Here is an 18,370-nt window from a genome sequence, read left to right on the forward strand (position 1 = left end):
CAATGAACGCGCTGATTTCTCTGCATAACTCGTTTTTCCGAAAACTCGAATCCACGCTTGGACCGTGGCTCTTGCCCACTCTGGCGCGCTTCACCTTTGCCGCCACCCTGTTGATCTATTTCTGGAACTCCGCCAGCCTGAAAATCGGCGACGGGCTGTTTGGTATCTTTGACATCAGCAACGCCTATGGCCAGATCTACCCCCGCGCCTTCGAGGCCGCAGGTTACGACAGCGACGCCATGTCCACCTTCCAGTGGCTTGTCACGCTCACGGGCACTTGGGCCGAATTCATCCTACCACTGCTGATCGTAATCGGCCTGCTTACCCGCCTCGCGGCCCTTGGCATGATCGGCTTCACCATCCTGCAAAGCCTGACCGACATCTACGGCCATATGGCCACCGAATACGGCACATGGTTCGATCGCGCACCGGATGGCACCATCATGGATCAACGCCTGTTCTGGATCACCATCCTGATGATCCTCGTGATCCGCGGGGCCGGTCCGCTCTCGCTCGACCGGTTACTGGGACGAGTGACCTGACCCTTCTTCTTGCCCGAAATACCTCCGCCGGAGGCATCGCGCCCGGACTGGGCGCGCGGGGCGGCGCCGTCAGGCGGCGCAACCGCTTCAGTGTTCGTCCGGATTCACCGCCGCAATCGCCAACACTCCGCCCAGCGCGCACATGGCAATCGGAAACATGGTGAACGCATTAAAATGGAACGCGTAATACATCCCCGCCGCCGAGGCCAGCATCAGCCCGCCGCCAATCCGCGCCCTTGAGCGCGCCATTGCGCCGCCCGCAATCGCCAGCAAAGGGGCAAACAATGCCATGAACCGGATCAATCCGACATTATCAACCTGCTCCAGAACCCCTTGTTCCAGCACTTCCGGCGCCTTTTCACCAATAATATCAACCGCCTGGGTATAGGCATAACTAAAGAACCCGACGATCATACCTATAATCCCGCCGATCACCCCTAACATTAACGCCGCGTTACGCATCTTTCACTCCCCAATGCTTTTGCTCATCCTTACCCCAGCCAAGGGTCAGCAATCCACCCTCTTCCAGAATAACCGGCCGCTTCATCAGGGTCGGGTGTTTGATCATCAATGCCACCGCCCCCTCTTTGCGCTCCTCTTCACTCAGCTTGCGCCAGGTGGTCGAGCGCCGGTTCAGCAAATCCTGCCCGAACACCAGATACAACCGCTCCAGCTCCTCGGGGCTGATCATGTCCTTGCGCACGTCCACCAGCTCCACCTCATGCCCCGCCGCCTTCAGCGCCTTAAACGCCCGGCGCGAGGTGTCACAGTTCTTTAACCCGTATAATTTCATCTTATCCTCGCAAATATTTCCCATCACTATAAGCGGAGCGCTGCCGAGTGCGAGCGCATTTTTCTTGCCTTTTGTCAAAATCCCCCTACGATTTTACCCGTGACAACAGGTTTCTTGACGACGCCACCCGCTCGGGTGCGGCTGAAAGACTGGAGAACTGGCTGCACGACCTGTCCGCAATTTCGCGGGTGGGGGGCTAAATTGACGGAGAAGATGGATGGCGACAGGCATCGTAAAATGGTTCAACACAACAAAAGGGTTTGGTTTTATCGCGCCCGATGACGGCGGAAATGACGTATTTGTGCATATTTCCGCAGTCGAAGCGGCAGGGATGACAGGCCTCGCCGACAACCAGAAGATCAGCTATGAAATGATCGAGGGGCGCGACGGGCGTTCCAGCGCGGGCGAACTGAAACTGCTCGACTAGAAACAACAGCGCGAACGAAAACTTGGGTGGCCTGCCGTTGCGGGCCACCCTTGGTGGTGCGCAAAAAACCGCCACAATCAATTAATTGAAAAGAAATGCTTGTATCTTGGGATGAATACCCCCATGTGTCCCCTGTGACGACAGACTTTTTCTACCCGCTACCTTATCCAAGAGCAGCCGGACGAAGACTAAGAGACTGCAACACCAAGCCGCCGCATAACGCGGGCGGTGTTTTGATAAGGAGATACGGGTATGGCTACTGGCACCGTAAAATGGTTTAACACTACTAAAGGCTTCGGCTTCATCGCACCTGACGAAGGCGGCAAAGACGTGTTTGTACACATCTCGGCTGTCGAGCGCGCAGGTCTGACCGGCCTTGCTGACAACCAGAAAGTCGAATTCGAGCTGGAAGAGGGCCGTGACGGCCGTCAGTCCGCCGGTGCGATTTCGCTGGTTGACTAAGCTTTCGGCGGGGTAACCCCGCCCTACAGTTTGAAACACCCCGTTGCCATTGGCAGCGGGGTGTTTTCGTTTGGAAAGGTGTGTATTTACGACACGCCTGAACCTTGCAATCATCGCTATTTGCGAAGCTCGTGCTCCAGCGCGTGCGACAGTTTGGTCGCAGCACCACGTATTGCGGCAGGTATGTCTGCGGCAAAATTCTTAACACCGACCGGCTTTCTGCCTTTGGGGTGCGCTTCCATAGAGCAACGCTTGTCATCTGCCCCGCCCTTATGCGAATTCTCGTCAGATATCCAGATTTCCACCCGTGTCAGCTTGTCCGACTTACCCTTCAATGCCCGCCCGAGAACATCTTCCGCGAATTCCTGGGCGCTTTCAAACCCGTGGACGGCATCGTGATTGTGCAGGATTACTTGCATGACCATTTCCCCTTTTTCTATTGTTAACATATAGATAAGGGGTATTATCGGGCTTTCAAGGGCTGAACAGACTAACCCTCTAATTCTGCCTGAAATTCGCGCCATTCCCCGGCACTCATTCCGGAATTTTCCTGCGTCACCTCTTCGCCCTTCAGCATCCGGCGGATGCAATCCATCGCCTTGCCCGACAGGTTGGCGCCGCCCATGCGGTAATCCTCGAAGGCGCCATAAGCAGCAGGCACCCAATCGGCGACCACCTTACAGATCGCATCGGCATAGACGCGGATTTCGTATTGGGCGTGACTGTCGGCGCGCAGGCGCAGGAAATGGAACAGGTTGTGCAGGTCCACCTTCCAGTACCATTGGGTATAGATGTTCATCGGCAGGTTCATCCGCGCCAGTTCACGCGCCAGCCCCGCCTGCCCCTCGTCCGAGATCATCGCCTCGTAATTGTCATAGGCGCGGTTGCTGTCGGATTTCAAAATTTCCAGCACGCGCACGGCCTCTTCCCCTTCCAGCGCCACACCGCGGCCCTGATTGTTGACCACCGATTGCGCCGCCAACTGGTCCGGCGCGGGGATATAGAATTCGCGGTCCAGTATCGAATAGCGGGCAGAATATTCGTTCACATTGGCAGTGCGGTGGCGGATCCATTGCCGTGCAACGAACACCGGCAGTTTCACATGCAGCTTGATTTCGCACATCTCGAACGGGGTGCTGTGCCAGTGGCGCATCAGATACCGGATCAGGCCTTCATCATTCTGCACCGATTTCGTGCCCTTGCCATAAGACACCCGCGCTGCCTGACAAATCGCGGCGTCATCCCCCATATAGTCGATAACGCGGATAAACCCGTGGTCCAGCACTTCGTGCGCCTTGTACAAATGCGCTTCCATCCCTTCGCTGACCGCGCGCAATGTCGGGCGCGGGTTGGCGCGTTGGGCTTCAATTTCGGCGATCTGTTCAGGCGTCAGCGGCATTTGGCGTCCCTTCTGGGCAAAAACTTAAACAACGAGTCAGGGTAACTATATCTATGCAGCCAGATTCGGAAAGCACCTATATAAAGCAATGTGCATATCCGCAGAGACGATTGTTCACCCTCCCCCCTTGCGCCGCTTGTGTTTGAAGGGTCTTTTAGGGCAAAGCCCCTAATCCGAAAGGAAATCGAATGAAGATCAAATATCTGCACACAATGATACGGGTTCTGGATCTGGAAAAAACAATGGCGTTCTTTGCCCTGCTGGGCCTGAAAGAAACCAAACGCTACGACAGCGAAGAAGGCCGCTTTACCCTGCTTTATATGGCCCCCGAGGATCAACCCGAATGCCCGATCGAACTGACCTGGAACTGGGATGGTGACGATGGCCTGCCTTCGGACAGTCGCCATTTCGGCCATCTGGCCTTCGGTGTCGAGAATATCTACGAAATGTGCCAGAAATTGCAGGACGCCGGCATCACCATTAACCGTCCGCCACGCGACGGTCATATGGCCTTTGTGCGCACCCCTGACAATATTTCGGTCGAACTGTTGCAGATGGGGGACCGGTTAGAGCCACAAGAACCCTGGGCCAGTATGGAAAGCACCGGCCACTGGTAGGATCAAACCGGACCGGCAACCCAGATCAGGGCCGCCGGTCCGGATGCTGCATCGCTAGGGCGTTTCGACTTGAGTTTGAAACATGCCCTGCCAACGAACGCCATTGCTGCGCAATCGCTGCCTCGCTGGCAGGACATGTTTCACAGATTCAATGAAAAGCCGGAACGCTTTTAGTAAATATACCTGATCTGATCGCTCCAGTAGCGTTCCATCCGGCGCAGGGATGTGTTGATCGCCTCAATCCCGTCATGCCCCAGCACCCCCTTGGCCTCGAGCCCGTCTGCATGGCGCGCAAACAGCCCTGCCACAACGTCGCGAATATGGCGCCCTTTTTCCGTCAGGCGCACCCGAACCGACCGGCGGTCGATTTCACACCGCTGGTGGTGCATATATTCCATTTCAACCAGTTTCTTCAGGTTATAGGACACGTTCGAGCCCTGATAATAACCGCGCGATTTCAATTCGCCCGCTGTCACCTCGTTGTCGCCGATATTGAACAGCAACAGCGCCTGAACCGCGTTGATTTCCAACACGCCGACCCGTTCGAATTCATCCTTGATCACGTCCAGCAACAGGCGGTGTAATCGTTCCACCATCGCAAGGGTTTCCAGATAGCCCGAAATAAATCCCTGCTGGGACTGGGTCATCACGCTTGTGTGCATACTCATCATGTCTCTCCGCCGAAAACTGCCTGGCGCCGACACTGACCAATAAACACAAACATTCCGTTAAAGCGTTTCGACTTTTCATTGAATCTGTGAAACATGTCCTGCCAGCGAGGCAGCGATTGCGCAGCAATGGCGTTCGTTGGCAGGACATGTTTCAAACTTAAGTCGAAACGCTACAAACTGCGAAAAAACTTCGCCAGTTATGATTTGAATGCGAATTCCGAGATGATTTTCAGCAGTTCCAGATATTCTGGCGGGGCTGCAACCCGCCCCGTAACCCATTGATATAAATCATGGTCATTCTCGGACAGCATCGCATCATACACCGTTATCTGTGCCTCGTCCAAGCCTTCAAGTTCGGTGTCGCTAAAGGGGCCAAGGATCAGGTCCATCTCTTTTATACCCCGCCGCCACGAGCGCATTTTTAGCCGTTTCAGCCGGTCCTGTTTGGTTTCGCCCATCTGCCTTGATCCTTTATTGCCGATCAAACGGCCAAATTTCTTGATCCGCTTTCCCGCGCACCCTAAGACAAGGGGCAACCATATTCAAACCGGAGTTTTCCCGATGTCTTTCCTGTCCGATACCCTGTCCCGCGTGAAACCGTCACCGACGATTGCGGTATCCACCAAAGCGCGTGAACTAAAGGCGGCAGGCGTGGATGTGATCGGCCTTGGCGCGGGGGAGCCCGATTTTGACACCCCCGACAACATCAAGGCCGCAGGCAAGCGCGCGATTGACGAAGGCAAGACAAAATACACCGCCCCCGACGGGATGCCCGAGCTAAAGGAAGCCATCTGCGCCAAGTTCAGGCGCGACAACGGGCTGGAGTATGCACCGTCGCAAATCAGCGTTGGCACCGGCGGCAAGCAGATCCTCTATAACGCGCTGGTGGCAACCCTGAATGAAGGCGACGAAGTGCTGATCCCTGCCCCCTATTGGGTCAGCTACCCCGATATGGTGCTGCTGGCCGGTGGCACGCCGGTGCCGATCGAGGCCAGCCTTGAAACGGATTTCAAAATCACGCCAGAGCAGCTTGAGGCGGCGATCACGCCCAAAACCAAATGGCTGATCTTCAACTCGCCCTCGAACCCCACAGGGGCCGGTTACACCCGTGACGAACTAAAGGGGTTGACCGAAGTGCTGATGCGCCACCCGCATGTCTGGGTGATGACCGACGATATGTATGAACATCTGGTGTTTGACGGGTTCGAATTTACCACCCCTGCCCAGGTCGAGCCGGGCCTGTACGGGCGCACCCTGACCTGCAACGGCGTGTCCAAGGCCTATGCGATGACCGGCTGGCGGATCGGTTATGCGGGTGGGCCGGAACACCTGATTGCGGCGATGCGCAAGGTGCAGTCGCAAAGCACCTCGAACCCCTGCTCCATTTCCCAATGGGCCGCTGTCGAGGCACTGAACGGGCCGCAGGATTTCATCGACAGCAACAACGCGGTCTTTTTGCGCCGCCGCAATATGGTGGTGGACATGCTGAATGCGGCACAGGGCATCACCTGCCCCACACCGGACGGGGCCTTCTATGTCTACCCGTCGATTGCCGGCTGCATCGGCAAGACGACCAGAGCCGGCACCAAAATCACCGATGACGAGGCCTTCGCCACCGCCTTGCTGGAAGAGGCGGGCGTGGCCGTGGTGTTCGGCGCGGCATTCGGGCTTTCCCCCAACTTCCGTGTCAGCTACGCTACGTCGGATGCGGCTTTGAAACAGGCCTGCACCCGCATCCAGCAGTTTTGCGCGGATCTGACGTAACGAGGGTTTGAATGGGTAACGAGCTTCCAGACTACTATTTCCGGGTCCGTGAAAACGGGGCGGTGGTGTTTCGAATTGATACAAACAACCGCCAGCGCCGGATCGACATGGACCAGATCGCGGTTATCAACATCAAGAACGGCGAATACAAACCGCATGGCGACCGAACCCTGTCGGGCGATGACCGCACCGCGATTGAAAACTGGATGGAGCAGCGCAAGGCCCTGCTGGCCAGACGCGACATCGACGATATCCACCGCGCGGTGGACTATCTGAATATCACCACCCAATGGGTGCAATCCAAAGCCGGCGACGAACAGCTGGAGGATATAACAGACGCGCTGCTTTTGGCGATGCATGATCTGCGCACGGTTCTGGTGCGCAAGAAAGCAGACCGACTGATGCGCAAAGACAGGGGCGATTAAAACACCATGAAAAAGACCGCACAGCAGCTGATTGACGAGGCAAACGCCATCGTCGATCAGATCACCCCGACCGACGCCAACGCCCTGCTGGGCAAGGAGGGCGTTTTGTTCGTCGATCTGCGCGACATCCGCGAGCTATGGCGCGAAGGCACCATCCCGGGTGCCATGTCCGCCCCGCGCGGGATGCTGGAATTCTGGGTCGACCCGGAGTGCAAATACCACCGCAAAGCTTTTGATGACGCCGAAAAACTGGTGCTGTTCTGCGCGTCCGCATGGCGATCAGCCCTTGCCACCCGCGCCCTACAGGAAATGGGCATGGACAATGTCTGTCACCTTAAAGGCGGCTTTACCGCGTGGCGCGACAGCGGGCTGGAAATCGCCCCCGTCAAAAACCCATATTTACAGGGTTAACCCGACCATCAAAACATTAGGGTCATTCCGGACAAGCCCATCAGAAATGCAGCAATAGCCAAACCTGCAGATACCAATATTGCACCCAATGACAAGAGAGAGGCACCATTTTGCCGAAGCTGTACCACGCCCCAGATCAATACCCCCACGGCGAGCAAGCTGAACATTCCGGTGGCAAACACGATGCCTGTATCTGCAAGTTTCATTGCAATCCTTCTTTTTAATACCGATTTTGATCTAAATCCGAACGCCCGACGTCCAGAAGCGATACATCATCAATGCCCCCGCCACCCCAAGGCCAACCACCAGCCCCAGCCAGACGCCAACCGCGCCCATGCCAAGGATAAAGCCGAACAGATAACTGGCGCTTAACCCCAGCGGCCAATAGGCAATCGCGGCAATCACCATCGGCACGCGGGTGTCATGCACCCCGCGCAACAGACCCAGCGCCACCACCTGTGCACTGTCGGCAAACTGGAATAGGGCGGCCACCGCCATCAGGCTAACCCCGATGCCGATAATCGCCGCCCGCTCGGGATCATCTGGCGCCAGAAACGCCCCGACCAGCGGTTCGGGCACCGTCAGGAAGGTTGCAATCACAGCGATCGTCACCACCCCCGACATCCCCATCACCACCAGCGCCCCGCGCTTCAGGTTCACGGCATCCTTGCGGCCAAAGGCCTGCCCCGCCCGCACCGTGGCGGCGTTGGAGAACCCGACCTGTATCATAAACGTCATCGCCGTAAGTTGCAGCGCGATCCCGTGCGCGGCCAGCGGCATCGTTCCGACCCAGCCCACCATCACCGCCGAGGCCGTGAACAGCCCGCTCTCGGCCAAATTTGTCAACCCGATCGGCCAGCCCATGCGGTAAACCGCGCCAAAGGCCTCGCGATCCGGCCGCCAGAACCGCGAGAACAGCGCGTGTTCCGGCAGTTTGCGCATGATGTAAATGGCCAGCGCCACAAACGACAGGCTGTGTAACAGTAACGATGCAATCGCCGCGCCGCGCGCGCCCAGTTCCGGCGCGCCCCAGTTGCCGAAAATCAGCGCGTAGTTCAGCAGCGCATTCAAACCAACGGCAATCAGGGTGATCCACAACACAATCGCCGCTCGCTCAAGTCCGGCCAGATAGTTCTTCAACACCATCACCATCAGCGCGGGCAAAGTGCCCCAGCACAATATCCGCAGATAATCCTGCGCGATCCAGGCGATTTCCGGTTCCTGCCCCATCCATTGCAGCACCGTGCCGGACCACCACATCGGCGGTAACACGACCACCCCGTAGATCAGCGAAACCCACATCCCCATCCGCGTCACCCGCCGCACCTCGCGCCCCTGCCCGCTGGCCTCAAAGCTGGCCACCATCGGTGACACCGCAAAGGCAAAACCAGACCCCATGATGAACAGCAAGAACCAGAACGACCCCGCCAGCGTCACCGCGGCCAACGCCTGCACATCATACCAGCCCAGCATCAAAGTGTCGGTCATGGTGATGGCAAACTGCGCCAAATGGCTGCCGATCAACGGCAGACCCAGCAAAAGCGTGGCGCGGGCATGCGCGCGGTATGTCATTTCTGCTGCCATAGAGCTGGCTTAGGGTAGAAATATAGCGGTGGCAAGCGGCTGTGTGGACGTCCACCGACCAGCTCTGTGCCCGAACTGGCGTGCGCTCATGCAGATTTCGAGGAAATGGGCCAGGCAAAACCTATAGGTCTACGCCCTAACCTTCTCCACGGTCCCAATCGAACCCTATTAGGGATTATTCCGCCAGAACAGCCTTGATCTTGTTTTGCCCCGTAATCCTCGAGCCGTTTGGTAGCCCCAGGATTTGGAGATTGGGCAAACTTCGCAGAGCGGATAAATCCGAAACCCCTGTGCCGTTAAGATAGAGTGCCTCCAAATTCGGAAGCCCCGCAAGTGCGGATATATCCGACACCGGTGTATCCTGCAATTGCAAAACCCGAAGGCTATGCAGATTGGCAAGCGGGGCTAGATCATTGATATCGGTATCAAATGCAGTCAGGCTTTCAAGCTTTGGTAAATTGCCCAGCGCTGATAAATTGGTAATGTTGTTCTCGGAGATATCAAGTTCGATCAAAGCCGTGAGGCCAGATAAAGGGGCCAAATCCAGCGCGGCACCGTCAAGGCGCATCTCGCCAAGGTCCAAATACGTTAACTTTGGCAGTGAACCTAGAGGGGATAAATCATGGACAGGATTGAAACCCATATCCAGGTATTCAAGCCTTGGAAACCCGCTCAAAAAATAGATGTCCTCGAATTGCCCGTAACTGATATTCAGGCGGCCCAGATCCGTTGGCAAACATACATCTTTTACCACCACACCATCGCAAGTCTGTGCCGTTGCAATGCCGGTGGCAAGCGCGCTCCCTAAAATGAGAGCAACCAGGGCTTTTGACATTAACGTATTCACTTATCGACCAAACCCCCACCATATGCCGGCTTCCTGGCCACCAGATCTATCAGGGCAGAGTCACCCGAATGCCCCTCGCCCTCGTCCACATGGCGGCGATATGCGCGCAGTTCCAGAATCTCGAAATCGGCAAAGGCCTGCTGCAACATTTCTTCCGTATACATGTTTTCGGCCCGCGGCGGGCCACCGGTTCCCAGTTCAACCTGTTCGGGGGTATAGCCATGCAGCATCACCACCCCGCCGGGTTTGACGGCGCGTTTCATATCCTGAAATATCCGGTCCCGTTGTTCAGGCCCCACAAACTGGATGAAAATGGCAACCACCAGATCAAAAGGCGTGGCATCCCAATCCCATTTGGCAATATCGGCCACGTTGAAATCAACCGACGCCTTATGCGCCAACGCCAGCGCGCGGGCCTTTTCAACCGCGATGTGCGAGGCATCCATCGCCACCACATCCAGCCCCTTACCGGCCATATAGACCGAGTTACGCCCTTCGCCATCAGCCACCGCAAGAGCACGCGCGCCGGGTTTCAGCCAGACGTCATGCTCGCGCAAAAACTGCGCCGGTTCGGTGCCAAACAGGTAGCCCGGTTTTGAATAGCGTTCATTCCACATAAAATATCCCGCGCCTTTCCAATTCCAAGATAAGAACGGCGCGGGGTTTTACCAGTGCTTAAAGCTTCAAAAAACGGTTACCCGCTTTTGCGCTGGTCAGGATGCAGGGAGGCCCCCAGAATATGATCGGCCCCGTGCACCACATGGCTGGCCCGTCCAACAATCAACGGATCGGGCTGGCCGACGATCTCGTAATCCTTGTCGGGATATTCGATTGTCGACAGGAAATGCTTCATCGTATTGATCCGCGCCCGTTTCTTGTCGTTTGATTTGATGATCGTCCAAGGCGCATCGGCGGTGTCGGTATAAAAGAACATCGCCTCTTTGGCTTCGGTGTAATCGTCCCATTTGGAAAGCGACGCCAGATCGACAGGCGACAGTTTCCAGCGTTTCAGAGGATCATCCTTGCGGCTGTCAAACCGGCGCTTTTGCTCGTCGCGTGTTACAGAAAACCAGTATTTATACAGCCGGATTCCCGATCGCACCATCATCCGTTCCATATCCGGCGTCTGGCGCATGAATTCCAGATATTCCGTCGGCGAACAAAATCCCATGACCCGCTCGACTCCGGCGCGGTTGTACCAGGAGCGGTCATAGAACACCATTTCACCCGATGTCGGCAGTTGCTGGATATAGCGTTGATAGAACCACTGGCCACGCTCGGTATCTGTCGGCTTGTTCAGGGCCACCACGCGGGCCTCGCGCGGGTTCAGGTGTTCCATAAACCGTTTGATCGTGCCACCCTTGCCGGCCGCATCGCGGCCCTCGAACAACAGCACAAATTTCTGGCCGGTGTCATGCACCCATTTCTGCACCTTCAGCAATTCGGCCTGCAACTCGGCTTTGATGTGTTCGTATTCCCGTTTGCCCATCTTTTTTGTGTAGGGGTATTCACCGGTTTCAAAGGCCTGCCTGATCTTGTCTGGCGTCACCGTCGGAAAGGTCGACGGGGTTGCGTCGGCCTCTTTGGTGACGGGCTCTGCCGCAGTTGCGGGCTTGACCGATGAATTGGATTTAGTTCGGGTAGAGGCTGTCATCGCGCGACTCCTGTTCTGGGGAATATAACCCGATAATACCTTAAAATGCTGGATTTGGCTTTGATATGAGTCAATAGGTTTTATGCCTGCCCAAAGCCGCAAAATGACCGGTTAATCTGTTGTTATCACTGGTTCCCGGGATAATCGGACACCAGCAGATGCAGCGACTTTTCATCCTCCTGCACCTTGGTGAACCGCGGGATATCCTGCGCGAAAACATTATCGCTTTGGTCATCGTTCACAGTCGACACCTCGCCCACCAGAACATCCGCACCCTCGCCCCAAAAGGCGTGCCAGACACCCGGCAATAGCGTCACACTCTCCCCCGGTTTCAGAGCCAGCCGCCCTCCCGCCTCAAACCGGCGTGTAATACCGTCAACCGGCACCGCAACCATCGCGTCCCTGTCGATTGCCCCGCTTTCGTCACTTGCGAACAGCTCCAGCACCAGTTTGCCGCCGCCACGGTTGATAATGTCCTCGGCTTTCAGATTGTGCCGGTGCATCGGGCTGATCTGTTGCTTGCGCGATATCATGATCTTTTCCGCATAGAGCATCCCGCGCCCCTGTTTCAGGTCCGCCAAATGCCCGTTGCGCACCGTGAACAGGAACAGGCCCATATCGGCAAAATTCCCCTGCCCGTAATCGGTGATGTCCCAGCCCATGCCGCGCGCCCGTATGTCAGCCGTTTCACCGGACAGCATCCGTTCGGGGGGGAAATAGGCAAAGGGCGGCAAAAGGTAGCCGAACGAGCGGATAAACGCATCCGACTCGTGCAGTATCTGGTTTATTTCGGAACGCTTCATCTGATGTGCTTTCTGCTGTTCGGACCGGTCCCCGTCCTGCGTTTACCATAGGCATCCGCCCAAAGACGGGCAACCGCGATCAAACCTCCACATATCGTCATAAATTATTAGGATTGCTGCCCTAACAATTGCCGCGAACAGCCAATTTGCGCACCGGCCCTGATTTTGAGGTAAACCATTGCAGACGAAAGATACACCGATGCAGATCGAACAAACCGCCCTTGAGGGGGTTTTAATCCTAACCCCGCGCCGGTTTGGCGACCATCGCGGGTTTTTCTCGGAATGCTGGAACTGCAAGGTCATGGCAGACCACGGCATCAACTATGATTTCGTGCAGGACAACCATTCGCTTTCGCGTCAGGCCGGAACGATCCGCGGTTTGCATTTTCAGGCGCCGCCCCATGCGCAGGCCAAACTGGTGCGCTGTGGTCGGGGGGCGCTGTTTGACGTGGCCGTGGATATCCGGCGTGGCTCGCCGACATACGGCCAATGGGTCGGGGTGGAATTATCGGCAGACAACGGCCGCCAGTTGCTGATCCCCGCGGGGTTCCTGCACGGCTTTGCCACCCGTCTGCCCGATACCGAGGTTATTTACAAATGCACCGATTATTATGCCCCTACCGCCGATGGCGCCGTGCGCTTTGACGACCCCTATATCGGCGTTGAGTGGGGTATTGATCCGAAACAGGTCGTGCTGTCGGACAAGGACGCCGCCGCGCCGTGGCTGCGGGATTTTGAAACACCGTTTATATACGGGGGTGCAACATGAAAATTCTAGTCACCGGCGGGGCCGGTTTCATCGGATCCGCAGTGGTGCGCCGCGCCATTGCCGACGGGCATCAGGTGGTCAATCTGGACGCGCTGACCTATGCCGCCTGTCTGGACAATGTCGCGGATGTCGCCGGCGATCCGGCCTATGTTTTCGAACATGCCGACATCCGCAACCGCGCGGCGCTGGACGGGATATTTTCCCGCCACCGGCCCGACGCGGTGATGCACCTTGCCGCCGAAAGCCATGTGGACCGCTCGATCGACGGGCCGGGTGCCTTTATCGAAACCAATGTGAATGGCACCTATAATATGCTGGAAGCGGCGCGAACCTATTGGCAGGCGCGGGGCAAACCGGCTGCTTTCCGGTTCCACCATATTTCCACGGACGAGGTTTACGGCTCCTTGGGCGCAGATGGCCTGTTCACCGAGGATACCCCCTACGCCCCCAACAGCCCCTATTCCGCCTCCAAGGCCGCCTCGGACCATCTGGTGCGGGCGTGGCATGAAACCTACGGCCTGCCGGTGGTGATAACCAACTGTTCCAACAACTACGGCCCCTACCATTTCCCCGAAAAGCTGGTGCCGGTTGTCATTCTTAGGGCCCTGTCCGACCTGCCGATCCCGATCTATGGCACCGGCGACAATATCCGCGACTGGCTATATGTCGAGGATCACGCCGACGCCCTGCTGACCGTGTTGCAAGGCGGGCGAAACGGGCGCAGCTACAACATCGGTGGCGAAAACGAGGTGACAAATCTGGGACTGGTGCAGAAACTATGTGCCATTCTGGATAGCAAACGGCCAGCAAAACATTCCTACGCCGATCTGGTCACCTTTGTTGCCGACCGCCCCGGCCATGACCTGCGCTATGCGATCGACCCGACCCGCATCCGCATGGAACTGGGCTGGCGCCCCTCGGTCACACTGGATCAGGGACTGGAAAAAACCGTGCAGTGGTATCTGGACAATGAACACTGGTGGCGCGCCCTGCAAAGCCGCGCGGGCGTAGGGGAACGTCTGGGAAAACAGCAAACCGCACCACAAATGAGGGGCGTTTCGGTTGGCTGATCACACTCGATTAACCCCCGTCTGCTAAGCATCGGAACGAACATATCCACAACGACACAGGATACACCGGCACATGCGCATATTGGTTTTCGGCAAAACCGGACAGGTGGCAACCGAACTGGCCCGACAGGCCGGTGTTGTTAATCTGGGCCGCGATCAGGCCGACCTGTCCGATCCGGTGGCCTGCGCGGCGATCATCAGGGAAACCGATGCCGATGTGGTGATCAACGCCGCCGCCTACACCGCGGTGGACAAGGCCGAAGATGCAGAAGAACTGGCCACCCTGATCAACGGAACAGCGCCTGCGGCAATGGCAAAAGCCGCCGCAAAACGCGGGTTGCCGTTCCTGCATATCTCGAGTGATTACGTTTTCGACGGACAAGGCGCGTGCCCGTGGCAACCCGGTGATACCCCGACCCCTTTGGGGGCCTATGGCCGCAGCAAACTGGCTGGCGAGGATGGCGTACGCGCGGCGGGCGGGGCCTATGCCATTCTGCGCACCAGTTGGGTTTTCTCGGCGCACGGGGCGAACTTCGTCAAGACCATGCTGCGACTGGGCGAGGGGCACGACAGTCTGGATATTGTCGCCGACCAGATCGGCGGGCCGACACCGGCCGCCGAAATTGCCACGGTTTTGGCAACCATGGCAAAGGCATTCCACAACGGCGCGGGGCGATCCGGCATTTACCACTACGGCGGCATCCCCGCCATCAGTTGGGCCGGTTTCGCCCGACAGATATTTGCCAGCAGCGGTATGAAGGTTGCGGTAAGGGATATCCCGACATCCGCCTACCCGACCCCCGCCAAACGGCCGCTGAATTCGCGCCTGAACGCAAGCACCCTTGCTGCCGATTACGGCATAGAGCCGCCCGACTGGAAGACGGGGTTGAACGAAGTATTGAAAGAACTGGGGCATTTGAAAAATGACAAAACGTAAAGGTATCATTCTGGCCGGCGGTTCCGGCACGCGGCTGTATCCGATCACGATGGGGATCTCGAAACAACTGCTGCCAATCTATGACAAGCCGATGATCTATTACCCGCTGACCGCGCTGATGCTGGGGGATATTCGCGAAGTCGCGGTGATCACAACGGCCGCGGACCAGCCCCAGTTCCAGCGCCTGCTGGGGGATGGGTCGCAATGGGGCATGTCGCTAAGCTATATCGTGCAGCCATCACCGGACGGGCTGGCGCAGGCCTATCTGCTGGCCGAGGATTTTCTGGCCGGCGCCCCTTCGGTCATGGTGCTGGGGGACAATATTTTCTTTGGCCACGGCCTGCCGGAAATGCTGGCCCGCGCGAACAGACGTAAAACCGGCGGAACGGTTTTCGGCTATCGTGTGGCCGATCCCGAGCGTTACGGGGTTGTCGATTTCGATGAAAGCGGCAATGCCGTTTCCATCGTTGAAAAACCCGATGTGCCGCCGTCAAACTATGCCGTGACCGGACTGTATTTCCTTGACGAAACCGCCCCTGAAAAAGCGCGCCGCATTACCCCCTCGGCACGGGGAGAGCTGGAAATCACCTCGCTGCTGGAAATCTATCTGGATCAGGGCACGCTGAGTGTCGAACGTATGGGGCGCGGTTATGCCTGGCTGGATACCGGCACGCATGGCAGTTTGCTGGATGCCGGAAATTTCGTTCGCACGCTGGAACAACGACAGGGGTTGCAGGTTGGATCGCCCGATGAAATCGCCTTTGCCAAAGGCTGGATCAGTCGCAATGATCTGGCGGAACAGGCAGCACTCTTTGCCAAAAACGAATACGGCAACTACCTGTCAGAACTGTATAATTTTGCCGCCCCGCAACCGGCATTGCAGGCCCATTGGCAAAAACTATACCCCGCCGCTGTGGATAATCTGGTAATATAGCGCCTCAAGATCGTTCTTGTGCTTGATTTCCTCGTTCGCCATGAACTGGAACAGATCACGCACCGGCCCGGGCGGTGATTTTTCGGCCAACTCGCTATATTGCACCATCGCAATGAATTCCCGCATCATTGCGTATTGCAGGATTTCCTGATCATCGGGGTTTTCGCCTAGCTCGGGCAGGTGGATACCGTCATAGAATTTACGGTCCACCGTCATGTTTTCAATCTCGGACTGAAGTGCGCCTTCTATGTCGCAACGCTTGGCCAGTTCCTGCAATTTGGCGATATGCGCTTCTTCCTCGCGGATCAGCTCGTGCACGATATAGCGGATGTGCTTGCTGATTTTGGGCAGCAGATCGGTATAGAAATCATGCGCCACCTGCTCGAATTCGATCGCCAGATCAATGAATTCCTGAAGGCTGGCGTGATGGTGCAGCTTGTCGAATTTCTCAATCCTTGGCATCGGTTTCCTCCTGTTCGTTCAGCGCGGCGTTGATGCTGTCAGCCACCACATGGCCATCGGCCACAGCGTGGATAATATCCGGTCCGTGCACACAATCCCCCGCGGCCCACAACCAGCTTTGCGAGGTGCGGCCATCGGCATCCACCGACAAACGACCACGGTTCCAGTCCAGCGCCTCGGTCAGTTCTTCGCCCAGCAATGCAACGTCGGACGCCTGCCCGATCGCCTCGATCACCATATTGGCCTTGTGCAACATTTCGTCCGCTTCGTCATAGCTGGGGGCGAAACGGCCCTGATCGTCAAAGATGGAAATCACTTTCCATGTGCGCAAACCACTGATCCGGCCGCCTTTGGTCAGAACAATTTCCTGCGGTCCACGGGCATCAAAAATCTCGATCCCCTCTTCACCGGCTTCCTTCACCTCTTCCGGGTCGGCCATAAAGTGTTGCAGGTCCTCAAGCGCGGTCACCGTCAGATCGACCTTGCCGTATTTCTGTTTTTGCAAACGCGCCATCGAGCGGGCGATGTCCATCGCCACGTTGCCGCCGCCGATCACAACAACCTTTTTGGGCACCTTAATCTTGATCCCGTTGGTGATATCGCGCAGCAGATCGACCGCTTTGGTCACGTCTTTATGCTCGGTCCCTTTGATGCGGGTCGAACGCCCGACATGCAGACCGATCGACAGCAGCACCGCATCGTAATCCTGCCGCAGCTGATCCATCAAGATGTCCTTGCCCACCCGCATATTATAGCGGATATCGACACCCATTTCGGTGATGATCGACACCTCATGGTCCAGATCGTCATAGGGCATCCGGTATTCGGGGATGCCGTAACGGGCCATGCCGCCGGGTCCGGGCTGGGCCTCGAACACGGTAATGTTGTGCCCCATTTTCACCAGATCGAACGCGGTGGTCAGGCCGGCAGGGCCAGCGCCGATGATGGCGATTTTCTTGCCGGTGTCGTCCGCCGTGCCGCCGATAATATCCATATATTTCTCGCGCGGGACGTTTTCGGTGATGTGACGTTTCAGCCAGCGGATGGCAATCGGCTCGCCCTCGTGACCGACCGAACAGGCGTCTTCGCATTTATGGGTGCAGACGCGGCCGCAAACCTGGCTGAACGGGTTGGTGTCATACAGCAGTTCCAGACCGTGTTCGTAATCCTGATCGCGGATTGCGGCGATGTAATCGGGGATCGCCATATGCGCGGGGCAAGTGGCCACACACAGACCACAGGATACACAACGATCCGCTTCGACCAGCGCTTCCTCGACCGAATAGCCACAGACTATTTCGTCGAAATTGGCGACCCGTTCCTCGGGCTCCATTTCCTGCATTTCAACCCGTGTCATCGGTGTCAGGTGCAGGCCCTCGGGACGGTGATAGCCCAGTTCGGCATCATCCCAATCCTTCTTGTCCACCCCGGGGGTAAAGCGGAATTCCTCGGGGTCGGCATCGACCCATGTATAGGCGTTCGACATGGTGAGCGAGCCGGTCATGCACACATCAACACACAGCGCGCACCAGCAGCAGCGGCCATAATCGATCCGCGGGCGCAGGCCGGAATCACCCTCTGCCTGCTCGATTTTCAACTCGGCAACCATATCAATTGCGCCGTTTTGGCAGATTTCCTCGCAGGTGCCGCAACCGATACACTTATCCAGATCATTCTGGTGAAACCCGCGATAACGCGCGGCACCGGGGCGGTCGTTGATCGGGTCGGCAATGGTCACCGGATCGCGAAACAGGTTTTTCCACGCTTTGAAGGGCGAAAGGACGTCTTGAACACTCATC

The 18,370-nt window shown here is 57.1% G+C and carries 25 protein-coding genes; 11 read left to right on the plus strand and 14 right to left on the minus strand.

Annotated elements, in window-relative coordinates:
* Positions 1 to 2: 2 nt before the first annotated feature.
* Positions 3 to 542 (plus strand): DoxX family protein, encoded by a 540-nt coding sequence (locus tag BAR1_RS11775; RefSeq protein WP_118943194.1) that lies wholly within the window; start codon positions 3 to 5, stop codon positions 540 to 542.
* Positions 543 to 629: 87 nt separating this feature from the next.
* Here the strand turns inward: BAR1_RS11775 and BAR1_RS11780 are convergent, their stop codons facing one another.
* The gene (locus BAR1_RS11780) at positions 630 to 1,004 is read right to left on the minus strand and encodes a DUF4064 domain-containing protein (protein ID WP_118943195.1); all 375 of its coding nucleotides are present in this window, start codon (positions 1,002 to 1,004) and stop codon (positions 630 to 632) included.
* A complete protein-coding gene (locus BAR1_RS11785) occupies positions 997 to 1,335 on the minus strand; it encodes an ArsC/Spx/MgsR family protein (protein ID WP_118944462.1) in 339 nt (112 codons plus the stop codon). Before BAR1_RS11785 ends, BAR1_RS11780 begins: the two co-directional genes overlap by 8 nt.
* Before the next feature lie 217 nt (positions 1,336 to 1,552).
* On the opposite strand from BAR1_RS11785, the gene BAR1_RS11790 reads away from it, so the two are divergent.
* Entirely contained in the window at positions 1,553 to 1,762 is a 210-nt protein-coding gene (locus tag BAR1_RS11790) for a cold-shock protein (protein WP_118943196.1), read from the plus strand.
* Between the two features lie 252 nt (positions 1,763 to 2,014).
* Positions 2,015 to 2,224 carry a cold-shock protein gene (locus BAR1_RS11795; RefSeq protein ID WP_118943197.1) on the plus strand — a complete coding sequence of 70 codons (210 nt, stop codon included), beginning with the start codon at positions 2,015 to 2,017 and terminating at the stop codon, positions 2,222 to 2,224.
* A gap of 116 nt (positions 2,225 to 2,340) precedes the next feature.
* Here BAR1_RS11795 and BAR1_RS11800 read toward each other — a convergent pair whose 3' ends face one another.
* Both BAR1_RS11800 and thyX read right to left on the minus strand, forming a co-directional pair.
* Positions 2,341 to 2,643, minus strand: coding sequence for a ribosomal subunit interface protein (locus BAR1_RS11800; protein ID WP_118943198.1), 303 nt, complete (start codon positions 2,641 to 2,643; stop codon positions 2,341 to 2,343).
* Between the two features lie 71 nt (positions 2,644 to 2,714).
* Complete coding sequence (thyX, locus tag BAR1_RS11805; protein WP_118943199.1) at positions 2,715 to 3,623, minus strand: FAD-dependent thymidylate synthase; 909 nt, start codon at positions 3,621 to 3,623, stop codon at positions 2,715 to 2,717.
* Positions 3,624 to 3,811: 188 nt separating this feature from the next.
* Between thyX and BAR1_RS11810 the strand changes: the two genes are divergently transcribed.
* Positions 3,812 to 4,240 (plus strand): VOC family protein, encoded by a 429-nt coding sequence (locus BAR1_RS11810; RefSeq protein ID WP_118943200.1) that lies wholly within the window; start codon positions 3,812 to 3,814, stop codon positions 4,238 to 4,240.
* 170 nt (positions 4,241 to 4,410) lie between these two features.
* On the opposite strand, the gene BAR1_RS11815 is transcribed toward BAR1_RS11810, so the two are convergent.
* On the minus strand, positions 4,411 to 4,908 hold the full coding sequence (locus BAR1_RS11815; RefSeq protein ID WP_194295004.1) for a MarR family winged helix-turn-helix transcriptional regulator: 498 nt from the start codon (positions 4,906 to 4,908) through the stop codon (positions 4,411 to 4,413).
* 200 nt (positions 4,909 to 5,108) lie between these two features.
* Positions 5,109 to 5,369: an FAD assembly factor SdhE gene (locus BAR1_RS11820; RefSeq protein ID WP_118943202.1), complete on the minus strand. Its 261-nt coding sequence runs from the start codon at positions 5,367 to 5,369 to the stop codon at positions 5,109 to 5,111.
* Between the two features lie 103 nt (positions 5,370 to 5,472).
* Between BAR1_RS11820 and BAR1_RS11825 the strand changes: the two genes are divergently transcribed.
* The 3 genes from BAR1_RS11825 to BAR1_RS11835 are packed head-to-tail and all read left to right on the plus strand — an operon-like array spanning position 5,473 to position 7,511.
* A complete protein-coding gene (locus tag BAR1_RS11825; RefSeq protein ID WP_118943203.1) occupies positions 5,473 to 6,675 on the plus strand; it encodes a pyridoxal phosphate-dependent aminotransferase in 1,203 nt (400 codons plus the stop codon).
* A gap of 11 nt (positions 6,676 to 6,686) precedes the next feature.
* A complete protein-coding gene (locus BAR1_RS11830) occupies positions 6,687 to 7,100 on the plus strand; it encodes a hypothetical protein (protein ID WP_118943204.1) in 414 nt (137 codons plus the stop codon).
* 6 nt (positions 7,101 to 7,106) lie between these two features.
* Positions 7,107 to 7,511 carry a rhodanese-like domain-containing protein gene (locus BAR1_RS11835; RefSeq protein WP_118943205.1) on the plus strand — a complete coding sequence of 135 codons (405 nt, stop codon included), beginning with the start codon at positions 7,107 to 7,109 and terminating at the stop codon, positions 7,509 to 7,511.
* Positions 7,512 to 7,519: 8 nt separating this feature from the next.
* Here BAR1_RS11835 and BAR1_RS11840 read toward each other — a convergent pair whose 3' ends face one another.
* The 6 genes from BAR1_RS11840 to BAR1_RS11865 form a co-directional block, all read right to left on the minus strand.
* Positions 7,520 to 7,717 (minus strand): hypothetical protein, encoded by a 198-nt coding sequence (locus BAR1_RS11840; protein ID WP_118943206.1) that lies wholly within the window; start codon positions 7,715 to 7,717, stop codon positions 7,520 to 7,522.
* Between the two features lie 31 nt (positions 7,718 to 7,748).
* Entirely contained in the window at positions 7,749 to 9,083 is a 1,335-nt protein-coding gene (locus BAR1_RS11845) for an MATE family efflux transporter (protein WP_228408547.1), read from the minus strand.
* Positions 9,084 to 9,270: 187 nt separating this feature from the next.
* Positions 9,271 to 9,930 carry a leucine-rich repeat domain-containing protein gene (locus tag BAR1_RS11850; RefSeq protein ID WP_162891771.1) on the minus strand — a complete coding sequence of 220 codons (660 nt, stop codon included), beginning with the start codon at positions 9,928 to 9,930 and terminating at the stop codon, positions 9,271 to 9,273.
* A gap of 8 nt (positions 9,931 to 9,938) precedes the next feature.
* Positions 9,939 to 10,559, minus strand: coding sequence for an SAM-dependent methyltransferase (locus BAR1_RS11855; protein WP_118943209.1), 621 nt, complete (start codon positions 10,557 to 10,559; stop codon positions 9,939 to 9,941).
* A gap of 77 nt (positions 10,560 to 10,636) precedes the next feature.
* The gene (gene ppk2, locus BAR1_RS11860) at positions 10,637 to 11,596 is read right to left on the minus strand and encodes a polyphosphate kinase 2 (RefSeq protein ID WP_118943210.1); all 960 of its coding nucleotides are present in this window, start codon (positions 11,594 to 11,596) and stop codon (positions 10,637 to 10,639) included.
* Between the two features lie 125 nt (positions 11,597 to 11,721).
* Positions 11,722 to 12,399, minus strand: a complete 678-nt coding sequence (locus tag BAR1_RS11865; RefSeq protein ID WP_118943211.1) for a D-lyxose/D-mannose family sugar isomerase — start codon at positions 12,397 to 12,399, stop codon at positions 11,722 to 11,724.
* A gap of 199 nt (positions 12,400 to 12,598) precedes the next feature.
* Between BAR1_RS11865 and rfbC the strand changes: the two genes are divergently transcribed.
* From rfbC to rfbA, 4 genes are all read left to right on the plus strand, one after another.
* Positions 12,599 to 13,168: a dTDP-4-dehydrorhamnose 3,5-epimerase gene (gene rfbC, locus BAR1_RS11870; RefSeq protein ID WP_118943212.1), complete on the plus strand. Its 570-nt coding sequence runs from the start codon at positions 12,599 to 12,601 to the stop codon at positions 13,166 to 13,168.
* Positions 13,165 to 14,238 (plus strand): dTDP-glucose 4,6-dehydratase, encoded by a 1,074-nt coding sequence (gene rfbB, locus BAR1_RS11875; protein WP_118943213.1) that lies wholly within the window; start codon positions 13,165 to 13,167, stop codon positions 14,236 to 14,238. Before rfbC ends, rfbB begins: the two co-directional genes overlap by 4 nt.
* Positions 14,239 to 14,311: 73 nt before the next feature.
* Positions 14,312 to 15,175, plus strand: coding sequence for a dTDP-4-dehydrorhamnose reductase (rfbD, locus tag BAR1_RS11880; protein ID WP_118943214.1), 864 nt, complete (start codon positions 14,312 to 14,314; stop codon positions 15,173 to 15,175).
* Positions 15,162 to 16,109: a glucose-1-phosphate thymidylyltransferase RfbA gene (rfbA, locus tag BAR1_RS11885; protein WP_118943215.1), complete on the plus strand. Its 948-nt coding sequence runs from the start codon at positions 15,162 to 15,164 to the stop codon at positions 16,107 to 16,109. The genes rfbD and rfbA overlap by 14 nt, the downstream gene beginning before the upstream one ends.
* Here the strand turns inward: rfbA and BAR1_RS11890 are convergent.
* Together BAR1_RS11890 and BAR1_RS11895 are read right to left on the minus strand one after the other, a co-directional pair.
* Positions 16,074 to 16,571 carry a ferritin family protein gene (locus tag BAR1_RS11890; protein ID WP_118943216.1) on the minus strand — a complete coding sequence of 166 codons (498 nt, stop codon included), beginning with the start codon at positions 16,569 to 16,571 and terminating at the stop codon, positions 16,074 to 16,076. The genes rfbA and BAR1_RS11890 overlap by 36 nt on opposite strands.
* A complete protein-coding gene (locus BAR1_RS11895; RefSeq protein ID WP_118943217.1) occupies positions 16,558 to 18,369 on the minus strand; it encodes an FAD-dependent oxidoreductase in 1,812 nt (603 codons plus the stop codon). Before BAR1_RS11895 ends, BAR1_RS11890 begins: the two co-directional genes overlap by 14 nt.
* Position 18,370 lies beyond the last annotated feature (1 nt).

This window comes from Profundibacter amoris, assembly GCF_003544895.1.
In the GTDB taxonomy this organism is placed as follows: domain Bacteria; phylum Pseudomonadota; class Alphaproteobacteria; order Rhodobacterales; family Rhodobacteraceae; genus Profundibacter; species Profundibacter amoris.

What these genes read in the sequence shown, in the direction of transcription:
- rfbA (WP_118943215.1), top strand. Translation starts at nt 15,162, where the DNA reads ATGACAAAACGTAAAGGTATCATTCTGGCCGGCGGTTCCGGCACGCGG.
- BAR1_RS11800 (WP_118943198.1), bottom strand. Translation starts at nt 2,643, where the DNA reads ATGCAAGTAATCCTGCACAATCACGATGCCGTCCACGGGTTTGAAAGC.
- BAR1_RS11895 (WP_118943217.1), bottom strand. Translation starts at nt 18,369, where the DNA reads ATGAGTGTTCAAGACGTCCTTTCGCCCTTCAAAGCGTGGAAAAACCTG.
- BAR1_RS11825 (WP_118943203.1), top strand. Translation starts at nt 5,473, where the DNA reads ATGTCTTTCCTGTCCGATACCCTGTCCCGCGTGAAACCGTCACCGACG.
- BAR1_RS11795 (WP_118943197.1), top strand. Translation starts at nt 2,015, where the DNA reads ATGGCTACTGGCACCGTAAAATGGTTTAACACTACTAAAGGCTTCGGC.
- BAR1_RS11820 (WP_118943202.1), bottom strand. Translation starts at nt 5,369, where the DNA reads ATGGGCGAAACCAAACAGGACCGGCTGAAACGGCTAAAAATGCGCTCG.
- rfbC (WP_118943212.1), top strand. Translation starts at nt 12,599, where the DNA reads ATGCAGATCGAACAAACCGCCCTTGAGGGGGTTTTAATCCTAACCCCG.
- BAR1_RS11855 (WP_118943209.1), bottom strand. Translation starts at nt 10,559, where the DNA reads ATGTGGAATGAACGCTATTCAAAACCGGGCTACCTGTTTGGCACCGAA.
- BAR1_RS11835 (WP_118943205.1), top strand. Translation starts at nt 7,107, where the DNA reads ATGAAAAAGACCGCACAGCAGCTGATTGACGAGGCAAACGCCATCGTC.
- BAR1_RS11840 (WP_118943206.1), bottom strand. Translation starts at nt 7,717, where the DNA reads ATGAAACTTGCAGATACAGGCATCGTGTTTGCCACCGGAATGTTCAGC.
- BAR1_RS11790 (WP_118943196.1), top strand. Translation starts at nt 1,553, where the DNA reads ATGGCGACAGGCATCGTAAAATGGTTCAACACAACAAAAGGGTTTGGT.
- ppk2 (WP_118943210.1), bottom strand. Translation starts at nt 11,596, where the DNA reads ATGACAGCCTCTACCCGAACTAAATCCAATTCATCGGTCAAGCCCGCA.
- BAR1_RS11890 (WP_118943216.1), bottom strand. Translation starts at nt 16,571, where the DNA reads ATGCCAAGGATTGAGAAATTCGACAAGCTGCACCATCACGCCAGCCTT.
- BAR1_RS11810 (WP_118943200.1), top strand. Translation starts at nt 3,812, where the DNA reads ATGAAGATCAAATATCTGCACACAATGATACGGGTTCTGGATCTGGAA.
- rfbB (WP_118943213.1), top strand. Translation starts at nt 13,165, where the DNA reads ATGAAAATTCTAGTCACCGGCGGGGCCGGTTTCATCGGATCCGCAGTG.
- BAR1_RS11785 (WP_118944462.1), bottom strand. Translation starts at nt 1,335, where the DNA reads ATGAAATTATACGGGTTAAAGAACTGTGACACCTCGCGCCGGGCGTTT.
- BAR1_RS11815 (WP_194295004.1), bottom strand. Translation starts at nt 4,908, where the DNA reads ATGAGTATGCACACAAGCGTGATGACCCAGTCCCAGCAGGGATTTATT.
- BAR1_RS11830 (WP_118943204.1), top strand. Translation starts at nt 6,687, where the DNA reads ATGGGTAACGAGCTTCCAGACTACTATTTCCGGGTCCGTGAAAACGGG.
- BAR1_RS11845 (WP_228408547.1), bottom strand. Translation starts at nt 9,083, where the DNA reads ATGACATACCGCGCGCATGCCCGCGCCACGCTTTTGCTGGGTCTGCCG.
- rfbD (WP_118943214.1), top strand. Translation starts at nt 14,312, where the DNA reads ATGCGCATATTGGTTTTCGGCAAAACCGGACAGGTGGCAACCGAACTG.
- BAR1_RS11780 (WP_118943195.1), bottom strand. Translation starts at nt 1,004, where the DNA reads ATGCGTAACGCGGCGTTAATGTTAGGGGTGATCGGCGGGATTATAGGT.
- BAR1_RS11865 (WP_118943211.1), bottom strand. Translation starts at nt 12,399, where the DNA reads ATGAAGCGTTCCGAAATAAACCAGATACTGCACGAGTCGGATGCGTTT.
- BAR1_RS11775 (WP_118943194.1), top strand. Translation starts at nt 3, where the DNA reads ATGAACGCGCTGATTTCTCTGCATAACTCGTTTTTCCGAAAACTCGAA.
- thyX (WP_118943199.1), bottom strand. Translation starts at nt 3,623, where the DNA reads ATGCCGCTGACGCCTGAACAGATCGCCGAAATTGAAGCCCAACGCGCC.
- BAR1_RS11850 (WP_162891771.1), bottom strand. Translation starts at nt 9,930, where the DNA reads ATGTCAAAAGCCCTGGTTGCTCTCATTTTAGGGAGCGCGCTTGCCACC.